We start from the raw sequence: 12,726 nt of genomic DNA on the forward strand, positions 1-12,726 counted from the left end.
AACTTTTTTAAGGAGGTGAAAAACAGATGCGAAAAGTAAACCTATTTCTCCTACCTGTGTTTATTTTTCTTTGCTTAGGAACGGCTATGGCTGCCAATTCAGCTAAATATGTATTTTTGTTCATTGGAGATGGAATGGGTATTCCTCAGAGAATGGCTGCCAGGGAATTTGCCCAGGGCAAGTTGATGGTGGACAGGTTTCCAGCCCAGGGTATTACCACTACCTCTGCGGCTAATCGCTTTATCACAGGTTCAGCAGCAGCGGCTACAGCCATAGCTAGCGGCTATAAAACCAATATTGGGTTTATAGGTCTCCTACCTGATGGAAACAAAGTTCCCACTTTAGCTGAGCTGGCCAAAAAACGCGGACAAAAAGTAGGAATAATCTCTTCTGTATCCATAGACCACGCTACTCCAGCAGGTTTTTATGCCCATGTACCTCAAAGAAGCATGTATTATGAAATTGAACTCCAATTGGCAGAGAGTGGATTTGATTTTTTTGGGGGCGGAGGATTTAAGGATCCAGAACATAAAAAGAAGAATGGTCCCAGATATGTGGGCAATGCTTATACTTACGCTCAAAAACAAGGATATAAAATAGTTAAGAGCAAAAAAGAGTTTTTAGCTTTAACACCCAAAAATAACCCTAAAATTTTAGCAATAAATCCCAATTTGCCTGATAGCAAAGCCCTTCCCTATGCCATTGATCGCACTCAGGAGGATATTTCTCTGGCTGAATTTACAGAAAAGGCTATTGAACTTCTGGATAATCCCAGAGGATTTTTTATCATGGTGGAAGGCGGGAAAATAGACTGGGCCTGCCATGCCAATGATGCCACCACAGCCATAAAAGATACTCTCGCTTTTGACCGGGCTATAAGCAAGGCCTTTGCCTTTTATGAACAACATCCTCAAGAAACCCTAATCGTAGTCACTGGAGATCACGAATGCGGAGGAATGACCCTGGGTTTTGCAGGAACCAAGTATGAGACCTATTTTCAACTACTGGGAAGACAAAAAATCTCTTTTAAAAAATTTTCAGACCAGATAGTGCCTCTATTTAAAGAAAAAAACTATTCTTTTGAGCAGATAAAACCTTTTATTACTGAATATTTTGGTCTAAAATTTAAGGGCAATCCCCAACAGGATTTGCTGGTACTATTACCAGAAGAAGTCAACTTTTTGAAACAAGCCTATCTTAAAACTCTAAATCCTGAAACTTCTAAAAGTAAAAAAGAATACATTCTCTACGGAAACTATGATCCTCTTACCGTAAGTATAACTCACCTGTTAAATCAAAAAGCAGGCATAGGCTGGACCTCCTACAAGCATACAGGAGTGCCTGTATCTACAGCAGCTATTGGTGTTTCTGCCCATCTTTTTAATGGCAGCTATGACAATACTCATATTGCTAAAAAAATAGCTCAAGCCATGGGGTTGGAAAATTTTGCAACCCCTTCTACTAAACAGATATTTAGTTATGCTAACTAACCCTATCCCCCTCCTTTTAGGGAGCCGTGTCCTTAACGGCTCCCTAAAAAAAGAACTCATCTTTATTTTTATTCTTACTCTATTTTCTTTTATTTTAGTTTTTCTTCCCAATTCATTTACCTTTGCTCCCGGTCAAAGTTTACGCTGTAAAGCTCAGGTGCTAGCAGTGGATAATTCTTTAATTCAAAATTTTGGTTTAATAAAAACAGGAGAACAATTATTAACTTTAAAAATACTAAATGGAAAATTTAAAGGTAAAATTATTAAAAGTAATAATATTCTTTTAGGGCATTTAGATAAAGATAAAATTTTTGAGAAAAACGACAATGTTCTCCTGGTGCTTAGTTTAAATCCCACAGGAGAAATAGTTTATGCCAATCCTCAAGATTATTATAGATTAGACCTGGAGCTTTTGTTTTTGGTTATTTTCAGTTTAATACTTATCTTATTTGCTGGTTTTACAGGGATAAAGGCCCTCTTATCTTTTATATTTTCTGCTCTTTGCATCTGGAAAATACTTATCCCAGGACTCTTAAAAGGAGTAAACCCCATTCTAATTACCTTTTTTATTACCAGTTTTCTTACCGCAATCATTATTTTTCTTGTGGCAGGCTTTAATAAAAAAGGGCTTACAGCCTTTTTAGGTAGTATGTTTGGAATAGGAATTACAGCTCTTTTATCCATTTATCTTACCCAAAAAGCCCACTTAAACGGAGCTGTCCTTCCCTTTGCAGAAACTCTTCTTTATTCTGGATTTGCCCACCTTAATCTAAGCCAGATTTTTATTGGGGCCATTTTTCTTTCCTGTTCTGGAGCTGCTATGGATTTGGCCATGGATATTGCAGCCAGCCTACAGGAGTTAAAAAACAAAAATCCTTTACTTTCCTGTAAGGAGCTTATTTTGTCTGGAATAAATGTTGGTAAATCAGTAGTAGGTACAATGACTACTACTTTACTTTTAGCCTATTCTGGAGGATATATTACCTTACTTATGACCTTTATGGCTCAAAAAACTCCCTGGATAAATATCTTTAACTTGGTTTATGTAAGTTCAGAGTTTTTTAAAACCATATTGGGAAGCATAGGATTGGTGCTGGTAGCTCCCTTTACCGCTTTAGTGGGAGGAGTTATTTTTACTAAAAAAATTTACTTAGTAAAATTAAAAAAATAATCAATTTATCTAAAATCCCAAAACTTATCTAATAAAGAAAAAAGATATTTTTCTAAGATTTTAGCATTTTCCTCACTTTCAGCAAGCATACTTTCTGTATCTTGCACATAAGTTCCACTTAGCTGTAAATCTTCTCCACAATTAGCAACTAGATTTTCCACCTCTTTTCTTCCTACTTCCAGGTGAAACTGCAGGCCCAGTCCATTGGGAGGGAAGAAAAAAGCCTGATTAAGACAAGCTTCACTTTTGGCCAGCCTCAAAGAACCCTTAGGTAAATCAAAGGTATCTCCATGCCATTGAAATACTTTTAACTTTTGAGGAAAATCAACAGTTAAAGGACAGTTAAGGACTTCTATAGGCCACCAGCCTATTTCTTTATATTTATTGGGATATACTTTAGCCTTAAGGCTTGCTGCTATTATTTGGGCGCCCAGACAAATACCTAAGACCTTTCTCCCCTCTTTTAAGGCCCTGGCCACAAAATCTATTTCTGTACTTAACCAGGGATATTGCAGGCTATCATATACTCCCATGGGACCACCCATAAGAATAAGGAAATCAAAATCCAAATCTGAAGGAGGCACTTCTCCCTGGTAAAACCTGGTATAACTAAGAGAGCTTATCTTTTTGATGTATAACCACTTCTCAATTAGCCCTATGTCCTCAAAGGACACATGTTGAAAAACCTGTACTTTCACTAATAAGCCTCACCAATCTGCTTTAATTTGCCAAGCAAGTCTTCTTTACTATAAGCTAGTACCCTGATCATAGGTTCTTTGCCCTTTTCTCCCGGGTCAGCAATAAATTCAATTTTTTGCCCCTTATTTTCAGCAAATACCTTGGCTACTCCCCACTCCAGGGTAGAGCCTTCTTTTTCCTTTACTTCTTTGGGCTCATCCTCACGATTAAAAGTAAAAACAGGATATCCAATTTTTCTAATAGCCTCTAAAATCCTGGGAGAATAGCGAATATTGGCAGCCAAAACTATCCTGGGATCGTATTGGGCAGCAGTAAGAACCACTCTGGCCATATGAGAAGATACCCCAAATAAGACTTCACCCCAGAGCAACCTGCCTTCTTTATCTACACTGATTCTTCCCTCAAAACCAGCCACATCCTCTTTATCCTGGGCATAAGGAATGAGCCTTACCATGTTCATTCTCACTTCTGGAACCAGAAAACCAAGCTTTTCAGTCAAAAGCTTTTTCTTTAGCCACCATAGATCTTCCAAGGCTCTATAGCGGTTAACCTCTTGATAGGTTTTAGCCAAATGATTTACTGGACCTGCACCTTTTCCTAGAGCATAGGCATTTTTAAGGGAAAAAAGTAAAAACTCCCTGGCCTTAGCCACACTAAGGGGAATATCCATCCCTTTAGCTAAAAAAGTAGCTATAGCTGCAGAAAGGGTACAGCCTGTACCATGATTGTTAGAAGTAAAAACCTTTGGGCTTTTAAATTCTATGGTTTTGCCCTCAGGAAAGGCCAAAATATCCACCACTTCCTGTCCATCCTCTGGAAAAAAGTGCCCACCCTTTAACAAAATAGCCTGACAACCCAGGGCAAACAGAGATTTTAAGCAGGCTGGAATATCCTTTCTACTTTCAAGCTTTACTCCACTTAAAAGCTCTGCCTCAGGGATATTGGGCGTTAGCAGGGTGGCCAAAGGCAAGATTTCTTTTTTCAATACCTCTATTGCCTTATCTTGAAGCAATTTATGTCCACTTTGACTCACACAAACAGGATCTACCACCAGAGGAACTGACATTTTTTTTAAAAGGGGAGCTAGCTTAAGGATAATCTCTGCATTAAAAAGCATCCCTGTTTTAACAGCCTGAACTTCCAGATCTTCTCTTACCACTTCCAATTGTTTGGCTACAAAACTGGCTGGAGGAGCTTCAATGGCAAAAACTCCACAGGTATTTTGAGCAGTGAGTGCAGTAATCACAGAAGCACCATATCCACCCAAAAGCGTAATGGTTTTTAAATCTGCCTGAATCCCTGCTCCTCCGCTCGAGTCAGAGCCAGCTATGGTTAACACCACCGGGATTTCTGGTCTGTAGGTATTGTCCAACAAAACTTTCATCTCCTATTTTTCGCTTAATTTAGCTTCTATTTTAGCCCAGGAATCTTTTAAAGTAACTGTGCGGTTTAAAACCAGAGACTCAGAAGTAGAGTCCCTGTCCACACAAAAATAACCCACACGCTCAAGCTGAAAAACATCCCCAGGCTTTAAGCCATAAAGAGCAGGCTCTACCAAGGCCTCCACTTCTTTTAAACTTTCTGGATTTAAAAGTTCTTTAAAACTTTTTCCTTTTTTTTCTTCTAAAGCAGGATTTTCTACTAAAAATAACCTGTCATAAAGCCTTACTTTTGCCTTTTTGGCCTTTCTGGCATCTACCCAGTGTAAAGTGCCTTTTACCTTTCTACCATCAGGAGTATACCCCCCTCTACTCTCTGGGTCATAAGTACACCTAAGCTCTACAATATTCCCCTGCTCATCTTTAACCACTTCTTCACAAGTAATATAATAAGCATAACGCAACCGCACTTCCTTACCAGGAGCTAAACGGAAAAACTTTCTGGGAGGATCTTCTCGAAAATCGCTTTTTTCTATATAAATTTCTCTACTAAAAGGAATTTTGCGCTTACCTGCACTGGGATCTTCTGGGTTGTTGATGGCCTCCAGCTCTTCTTCCTGCTCCTCTGGATAATTGACAATCACCACTTTTAAAGGCTCTAAAACTCCCATAAACCTTAAGGCCCTTTTATTTAAATCCTCACGCACGCAATGCTCCAAAAGGGAATAATCTACCAGATTGTCACTCTTGGCAATGCCTATACGCTCACAAAAGTCCTTAATCGCTTCTGGAGTATAACCCCTTCTGCGCATTCCAGAAATAGTAGGCATTCTGGGGTCATCCCAGCCAGAAACATAACCCTCCTGTACCAGAAGATTTAACTTGCGTTTACTCATCACTGTATAGGAAAGGTTAAGCCTGGCAAATTCAATTTGTTGGGGATGACAGGGAGTATTCAACTCATCTAAAAACCAATCATAAAGAGGTCTATGATCTTCAAATTCCAGAGTACAAAGGGAATGCGTGATTCCTTCTATGGCATCAGAAAGGCAATGAGCAAAGTCATAAGTGGGATAAATACACCATTTATCTCCAGTTCGATGATGTCTAATCTTTTTAATTCTATAAATAACAGGATCACGCATATTTAGATTGGGAGAAGACATATCTATTTTTGCCCTTAAAACACATTCACCCTCTTCAAATTCTCCATTTTTCATTTTTTCAAAAAGCTCAAGGTTCTCTTCTACACTTCTATTACGATAGGGGCTTTCTTTTCCTGGTTCAGTCAAAGTACCTCTATATTCTCTAATTTCCTCTGGAGAAAGCTGGCAAACATAGGCTTTTCCTTTTTTAATTAATTCCAGAGCATAGTTATAAAATTTTTCAAAATAGTCTGAAGCAAAATATAGATGCCCTCCCCAATCAAAACCCAGCCATTTTACATCTTCTTTAATGGATTCTACATACTCAGGACTTTCTTTTTCAGGATTGGTATCATCAAAACGCAAATGACACCTTCCTTGATATTCTTCAGCCAGACCAAAATTAAGACAAATGGACTTGGCATGCCCAATATGTAAATAACCATTGGGTTCTGGAGGAAAACGAGTAATAATCGTTTTGTGCTTACCATCAGCCAGATCTTTCTCAATGATTTGCTTAATGAAATTGCTCTTTTTTTCTAACATGTTTACCTATCCTCATCTTTAATGTGGTTGTTAACATAAAAGAATATTCTAAATAATAGCTACCAAAACCTCAAGAAATTCTAATCAACTTTTAAAAGCCACAACACTACCATTAAAAAAAGTCTTAATTCTTCCCTTTTCTAACACTAGGAGTTCACCCTTTGGACCCAGTCCAGTCAAAATACCTTCTGCTCTGGTTTCTCCATCCTCAATCACCACTTTCCTGCCTTGAAAGGCCAAAACCTGATTAATCCTATCTATTAACACCTGAGAATCTTCAAAAAAATAGGTTGAAGCCAAGTTAAGCAAATGTTGTTTTAATTTCAGCCAGAATTCCAGCACATCCACCTCTGGCAATTCCAAGCTCCCTGCTGGAAAAATCCTCTCTTCCAGTTGGGGAGCCTGCTTAAGATTTAAACCAATTCCTGCTAATAACTTATCCTTTCTTTCTTCTAATAAAATTCCACCAACCTTTTTCTCTTTATAAATCAAATCATTGGGCCACTTTAAGCTTAGGAAAAAGCCCATATTAGCCAAACTTTGCTGGACTAAAAAACCCAAAAATAAGGAACTCAGCTGCTCCCATTTTCTCAGTGCAGAAAAGAGAATAGAAACATAGAGATTGCCTGGAGGGGAAACCCACTTCCGTCTCCACTGCCCTCGTCCAGCAAATTGTCTTAAGGCCAAAACAGAATCCAGTTCTTTTAACTCGCCTTTGCCTAAAAGATGCCAGCCCACTTCCATGGTTGACGAACACTCTTGAAAAACATAAATCCTTTGCCCGGTAGAAAGTTTTTTTATCTTGTCTGCCACTAAATTATCCATAAAAGTTACTTAACTTGCTTGCTTTCAAGAGTAAACCCTAAAATGTTAAACTCAGAAAATCTAAAAAACAAACTCTTAAAAATAAACAACAAAGGCTATAAAGCCTACAAAGAAATAGAAGGTGAATATAAATTTTCCAATTTTTATCTTTATATTGACCAGGCACAAAGCGACCCTTTTGCTCCACCTTCTAAAATAAGAATAAAAGTAAATCAAGAAGTATCCAGCTTACCTTATCATTTATTTTCCAATCCAATTCGTAAAATTGCCTTAGAAGACTATCTACACCGAAAACTTTACAATTCAAGTTTAAAATTATCCACTAAAAGTGGAAGTGGAAAAAGTGGTATTATTTTAGTAGATAAATGCTGTCAGGAAGTTTTACCCAGAAGCGTAATAAAAGTAGAGGAAAAGTTTGTAGAAGCCAGAATATATGTAGGTCTTCCAGCCAAAGGAAGAACAATACTTGCAGCTAAAGCTATAGAAATATTTTTTGAACTTATTCCCAGATTAGTAAATAACACCCTAATTTTTAAAAACCTGGATTCCAAAAAAATTCAACACCATATTGAATGCATAGAAGATCAAGAGTGGTTACGCAACAATTTAGATAAATTGGGCTTGGTCGCTTTTATTGCCAATGGCGCTATTTTACCCAGAGAAAGTGGGGTCAGTGAAAAGCCTTTAACCCAAGGTGCCCTTCCCTTTCTTGCTCCACCTTCTTTGGAAATAGAAGTTGAGCTTCCCAACCAGGGCAAAATAAAAGGGTTAGGAATAAAAAAGGGCATCACTTTAATTACAGGTGGAGGATTTCATGGTAAAAGTACCCTTCTCAAGGCCCTGGAACGAGGAATATATAATCATATCCCAGGAGATGGCAGAGAAGGAGTAGTAACATTAGAAAGTGCGGTAAAGATACGGGCTGAAGATGGGCGCTTCATTGCCAGTACTGATATCTCCCCTTTTATCTCCAACCTTCCTTTTAACCTAGATACCCAAAAATTTTCCACCCCCAATGCCAGTGGCAGTACTTCTCAAGCAGCAAATATTATTGAAGCCCTGGAAAGTAAAAGTAAGCTTTTGCTCCTAGACGAAGATACCTGTGCTACCAATTTTATGATTAGAGATAAACGCATGCAAACTCTAATTCACAAAGAAGATGAACCCATAACCCCCTTTATAGATAGGGTTAAGGAATTATACACTAGTTTTGGAGTATCCACTATCCTGGTCCTGGGAGGGTGTGGAGATTATCTAGAGGTAGCTGATACAGTAATAATGATGAAAAATTATAAACCCTTAGATGTTACTTTGCCCGCCAAAAAAATAATTAAAGAAATACCTTTAACTCGAGAAAAAGAAACTATAAAAGACTTTACTCAATTGAAGTTAAGAAAAATAAACAAATTTTCTTTTCCTTTAATAAAAAAAATAAAAGTAAAAGACAAGTACCATATTTTAGTAGATAGAGAATTATTAGACCTAAGTTTTTTAGAACAACTTGCCTGTCAAGAACAAACTCAAGTAATAGCTTTAATCTTAAAACGCTTAAGTTCTTCTGTAAAAAAAGAAATGACACTTCTGCAAGCAGTGGAAGAAATATTTAAAGACTTAGAAAAAAAGGGATTAGACAGCCTATCTCCCTATTTTCCCAGGCATCCAGGGAGCCTGGCTCTTCCCAGGCTGCAAGAAGTAATGGGCGCAATCAACAGATACAGAAAACTAAAAATATTCTAAGCCCTTTCTGCTTTATCACTTCCCCTTATACCTTACTTTCTCGCAATATTTTTCTTAAAAAAACAAAATAACCTGTTTACAAACTATTTTTTTTTACCTAAGCATAATTTTAAAAAATAGCTTTTATAACTTATAGCTATTTAATATGTTTATAAAAAAGTATGGGCAAATATTTTAAAAACTCAAACCCAAAACTTAAGGAGGAGAAGATGAAAAATTATTTGTTTTTTGAAGAAATGTTGGTACCCAAACTCATCACTATTATCTACTGGATATTGTTGGTTATAGTTGTTATTGGAGGGATAGGTTCTATGTTTGCCGGATATGGTGGATTTACTTTTGGCAAGTTTCTTATGGGCCTGCTTACCATAGTGCTGGGGGCTGTAGGAGTTAGAATCTGGTGCGAACTCATCATTGTCATCTTTAAAATCTACGAAAACACTAAAAAGATTGCTGACAGTAAAAACTAGTTGTAAAAGAAAAAAGCGGATAGAATGTTCTATCCGCTTTTTAAATCATACAATTATCTCACCCAGTTATTTATTTTTTAACCAGGCCATCATACTTCTTAAGGTATCTCCTACCTGTTCAATTTGATGCTCATGCATTTTTCTCCTCAGAGCCATAAACGCAGGAGTACCAGCTTTATTTTCTAAAATCCACTCTCTAGCAAACTCTCCATTTTGAATTTCAGCTAAAATTTTCTTCATTTCTGCTTTTACCTGCTCGTTAATTACCCTGGGGCCTCTGGTATAATCTCCATACTCAGCAGTATCAGAGATGGAGTAGTGCATCTTTTTAAACCCACCTTCGTACAAAAGGTCTACAATTAATTTTAATTCATGCATACATTCAAAAAAGGCAATCTCAGGCTGATAACCCGCTTCTACCAGGGTTTCAAAACCAGCCCGAATAAGAGCACTTACTCCTCCACAGAGCACAGCTTGTTCACCAAAAAGATCAGTCTCAGTTTCTTCAGCAAAAGTAGTCTCAATTACTCCAGACCTGGTAGCTCCAATGCCCTTGGCATAAGCCAGAGCATACTTGAGAGCAGAGCCACTATAGTCCTGGTGTACAGCGACCAAAGCAGGAACTCCTCCTCCCTTGACATATTCTCTTCTTACCAGATGCCCAGGACCTTTGGGGGCAACCATAACCACATCCACATCTTTGGGAGGAACAATCTGGTTGTAATGAATATTAAAACCATGACTAAAAACCAATACCTTGCCAGCTGTTAGATTGGGCAAAACCTCTTCTTCATAAACCAAAGGTTGATACTGGTCCTGAACCAGAATTTGAATAACATCAGCTTTGGCTGCAGCTTCACTGGCACTAATAGGTTCAAAACCATCTTCCTTGGCTTTGAGATAGTTAGCACCGCCAGGCCTTTGCCCCACAATGACATTGACTCCAGAATCTCGCAAGTTTTGAGCATGGGCATGCCCCTGGCTACCATACCCTATAATGGCAACAACCTTGTCTGCTAAAAGACTCAAATCTGCATCCTGTTCATAATAAATCTTCATCTCATCTCCCTCTTTATTTAATCTATTTGCATGGAACGGCGCAAGGCTACTGTTCCAGAACGAGCAAACTCTTTTATACCAAACCGCTGTAAAAGATTAATTATGGCTTTAATCTTATTTTGATCTCCAGTAATCTCCAATGTCAAATCACTTGGACTAACATCTACCACCTTACACCGAAAAATATCAGCAATCCTTAGAACTTCCGCTCTTTTTTCATCTTCTGCATTCACCTTAATCAGAACCATTTCTCGCTCTACAGCCTGTTCATAGGTCAAGTCCACCACCTTAATAACAGTAATCAACTTGCGTAACTGTTTTACTATTTGCTCTACAATCTGTTCATCACCTCTGGTGGTAATGGTCATCAAAGAAATGTCTGGTTCCAGAGTAGGCCCCACATTTAAAGACTCAATATTAAAGCCTCTACCACTAAAAAGCCCTGCTACTCTGGAAAGTACTCCTGGTTCGTTTTCCACTAGTACAGATAATACATGTCGCACCTTAAGGCCCTCCTCTTATACCAATAACATTTCGGTTAAAGATGCTCCTGCTGGTACCATAGGATAAACATTTTCCTCTGGTTCAACCCAAACATCAATAACTGTGGGTTTCTTTATTTTAAGGGCCTCTTCCAAAACTGGCCTTACTTCCTGGGGCTTGATAATACGAAAACCTTCTGCCCCATAAGCCTTAGCCAGAGCCACAAAATCAGGGTTCTTATGCAAACAGGTGGCACAATAGTTTTTATCATAAAAAAGCTCTTGCCACTGTCTTACCATCCCCAAATAACCATTATTTAAAATCAAAATCTTAACTGGCAAATCATAACTTACAGCTGTAGCCAGTTCCTGGATATTCATTTGAATGGAGCCATCACCAGCAATATCCACTACCAATCTCTCTGGATGGGCTAACTGCGCACCAATGGCTGCTGGAAAGCCATACCCCATAGTTCCTAAGCCCCCTGAAGAAATAAAGGAGCGAGGATACTTATAGTGATAAAATTGCGCTGCCCACATCTGGTTTTGCCCCACTTCTGTGGTAATAATGGCTTCTCCCTGCGTGAGTTCATACAAGGTTTCCACCACAAATTGGGGTTTTACCTTTGTCTCGCTTTGCTCATAGCGCAAGGGATGGGATTCTTTCCATTCTGTAATCTTATCCAACCAGTCTCTATGTTCCTGTTCCCAATTGATATCCATTTCTTCCAATTCTTGCAGAAGAGCCTCTAAAGCCAGCTTACAATCAGCTACAATGGGAATATCCACCTGGACATTTTTTCGAATAGAAGTGGGGTCAATATCAATGTGAATAATCTTAGCCCTGGGAGCAAAGGTAGAGACTTTGCCTGTAACCCGGTCATCAAAACGAGCGCCCACAGAAATAAGCACATCTGAATTATTGACCGCCATATTGGCTGCATAGGTTCCATGCATTCCCAGCATTCCCAACCAGAGTTCATCAGGAGCAGGAAAGGCACCCAGTCCCATCAAGGTGGTGGTTACAGGAATTTTAAACTTGCGAGCCAAAAGAGTTAAAATATCATGGGCCCCAGAAGAAATAATCCCACCGCCACCATAAATAAGTGGCCTAGAACCTTTGGCTATAAGACGAGCAGCCTTTTTTATTTGTTTTTTATTGGGCTCATAGTGAGGATTGTAACTACGCAAAGAAATTTTTTCTGGATAAGAAAACGCTGTCTTTGCTTGCATCACATCCTTGGGCAAATCCACCACAACAGGCCCAGGTCTACCTGTACTGGCTATATAAAAAGCCTTTTTTACTATAAAAGCCAGGTCCTTTACATCCTTGACCAAAAAATTATGCTTGGTACAGGGTCTGGTAATACCTACGATATCCACTTCCTGAAAGGCATCATTGCCAATAAGCGCAGTAGGTACCTGGCCAGTAAAGACCACCAGAGGCACAGAATCCATATAGGCAGTGGCAATGCCAGTAACCGTATTGGTAGCTCCAGGACCAGAAGTAACTAAACATACGCCAACTTTTCCTGTAGAGCGAGCATAGCCATCAGCTGCATGCACTGCTCCCTGCTCATGGCGAACCAATATATGCCTAAAAGGATAATTGGGTAAATGGTGATAAATATCAATAACTGCTCCCCCTGGAAAACCAAAAATATGGGAGACGCCTTCTTTCTTTAAACACTCCAGTAATATCTGAGCTCCGGTGAGCTCCATC

General features: G+C 38.7%; 11 protein-coding genes. 4 read left to right on the forward strand and 7 right to left on the reverse strand.

The genetic code is table 11. The annotated features are described in order from the left end of the window. The first annotated feature begins 26 nt into the window (after positions 1-26). The gene (locus ACTCIM_RS01225; protein ID WP_464279885.1) at positions 27-1,490 is read left to right on the forward strand and encodes an alkaline phosphatase; all 1,464 of its coding nucleotides are present in this window, start codon (positions 27-29) and stop codon (positions 1,488-1,490) included. Then, positions 1,480-2,661, forward strand: a complete 1,182-nt coding sequence (locus ACTCIM_RS01230) for a YibE/F family protein (RefSeq protein ID WP_472313401.1) — start codon at positions 1,480-1,482, stop codon at positions 2,659-2,661. The genes ACTCIM_RS01225 and ACTCIM_RS01230 overlap by 11 nt, the downstream gene beginning before the upstream one ends. Before the next feature lie 5 nt (positions 2,662-2,666). On the opposite strand, the gene ACTCIM_RS01235 is transcribed toward ACTCIM_RS01230, so the two are convergent. The 4 genes from ACTCIM_RS01235 to ACTCIM_RS01250 all read right to left on the reverse strand — a co-directional run bounded on the left by ACTCIM_RS01235 (position 2,667) and on the right by ACTCIM_RS01250 (position 7,255). Next, positions 2,667-3,359, reverse strand: coding sequence for a type 1 glutamine amidotransferase (locus tag ACTCIM_RS01235; protein WP_472313402.1), 693 nt, complete (start codon positions 3,357-3,359; stop codon positions 2,667-2,669). After that, the gene (thiD, locus tag ACTCIM_RS01240; RefSeq protein WP_472313405.1) at positions 3,359-4,735 is read right to left on the reverse strand and encodes a bifunctional hydroxymethylpyrimidine kinase/phosphomethylpyrimidine kinase; all 1,377 of its coding nucleotides are present in this window, start codon (positions 4,733-4,735) and stop codon (positions 3,359-3,361) included. The genes ACTCIM_RS01235 and thiD overlap by 1 nt, the downstream gene beginning before the upstream one ends. Positions 4,736-4,747: 12 nt before the next feature. Next, positions 4,748-6,430: a glutamine--tRNA ligase/YqeY domain fusion protein gene (locus ACTCIM_RS01245; RefSeq protein WP_472313407.1), complete on the reverse strand. Its 1,683-nt coding sequence runs from the start codon at positions 6,428-6,430 to the stop codon at positions 4,748-4,750. Between the two features lie 84 nt (positions 6,431-6,514). Continuing rightward, positions 6,515-7,255, reverse strand: coding sequence for a biotin--[acetyl-CoA-carboxylase] ligase (locus ACTCIM_RS01250; RefSeq protein WP_464279889.1), 741 nt, complete (start codon positions 7,253-7,255; stop codon positions 6,515-6,517). 42 nt (positions 7,256-7,297) lie between these two features. On the opposite strand from ACTCIM_RS01250, the gene ACTCIM_RS01255 reads away from it, so the two are divergent. Together ACTCIM_RS01255 and ACTCIM_RS01260 are read left to right on the forward strand one after the other, a co-directional pair. Continuing rightward, positions 7,298-8,992, forward strand: coding sequence for an ABC-ATPase domain-containing protein (locus tag ACTCIM_RS01255; RefSeq protein ID WP_464279890.1), 1,695 nt, complete (start codon positions 7,298-7,300; stop codon positions 8,990-8,992). 209 nt (positions 8,993-9,201) lie between these two features. Next, positions 9,202-9,462, forward strand: a complete 261-nt coding sequence (locus ACTCIM_RS01260; RefSeq protein WP_464279891.1) for a DUF4282 domain-containing protein — start codon at positions 9,202-9,204, stop codon at positions 9,460-9,462. Between the two features lie 66 nt (positions 9,463-9,528). Here ACTCIM_RS01260 and ilvC read toward each other — a convergent pair whose 3' ends face one another. The 3 genes from ilvC to ilvB are packed head-to-tail and all read right to left on the reverse strand — an operon-like array spanning position 9,529 to position 12,725. Further along, positions 9,529-10,521: a ketol-acid reductoisomerase gene (gene ilvC, locus ACTCIM_RS01265; RefSeq protein WP_464279892.1), complete on the reverse strand. Its 993-nt coding sequence runs from the start codon at positions 10,519-10,521 to the stop codon at positions 9,529-9,531. Between the two features lie 17 nt (positions 10,522-10,538). After that, complete coding sequence (ilvN, locus tag ACTCIM_RS01270) at positions 10,539-11,024, reverse strand: acetolactate synthase small subunit (protein ID WP_029966267.1); 486 nt, start codon at positions 11,022-11,024, stop codon at positions 10,539-10,541. Between the two features lie 15 nt (positions 11,025-11,039). After that, a complete protein-coding gene (gene ilvB, locus ACTCIM_RS01275) occupies positions 11,040-12,725 on the reverse strand; it encodes a biosynthetic-type acetolactate synthase large subunit (protein WP_472313409.1) in 1,686 nt (561 codons plus the stop codon). Position 12,726 lies beyond the last annotated feature (1 nt).

This window comes from Desulfonauticus sp. (genome assembly GCF_055126295.1).

Excerpts from the sequence above, each read along its gene's own strand:
- ACTCIM_RS01230 (WP_472313401.1), top strand. The coding sequence starts at position 1,480 with ATGCTAACTAACCCTATCCCCCTCCTTTTAGGGAGCCGTGTCCTTAAC.
- ACTCIM_RS01245 (WP_472313407.1), bottom strand. The coding sequence starts at position 6,430 with ATGTTAGAAAAAAAGAGCAATTTCATTAAGCAAATCATTGAGAAAGAT.
- ACTCIM_RS01255 (WP_464279890.1), top strand. The coding sequence starts at position 7,298 with ATGTTAAACTCAGAAAATCTAAAAAACAAACTCTTAAAAATAAACAAC.
- ilvC (WP_464279892.1), bottom strand. The coding sequence starts at position 10,521 with ATGAAGATTTATTATGAACAGGATGCAGATTTGAGTCTTTTAGCAGAC.
- ACTCIM_RS01260 (WP_464279891.1), top strand. The coding sequence starts at position 9,202 with ATGAAAAATTATTTGTTTTTTGAAGAAATGTTGGTACCCAAACTCATC.
- ACTCIM_RS01225 (WP_464279885.1), top strand. The coding sequence starts at position 27 with ATGCGAAAAGTAAACCTATTTCTCCTACCTGTGTTTATTTTTCTTTGC.
- ilvB (WP_472313409.1), bottom strand. The coding sequence starts at position 12,725 with ATGGAGCTCACCGGAGCTCAGATATTACTGGAGTGTTTAAAGAAAGAA.
- ACTCIM_RS01250 (WP_464279889.1), bottom strand. The coding sequence starts at position 7,255 with ATGGATAATTTAGTGGCAGACAAGATAAAAAAACTTTCTACCGGGCAA.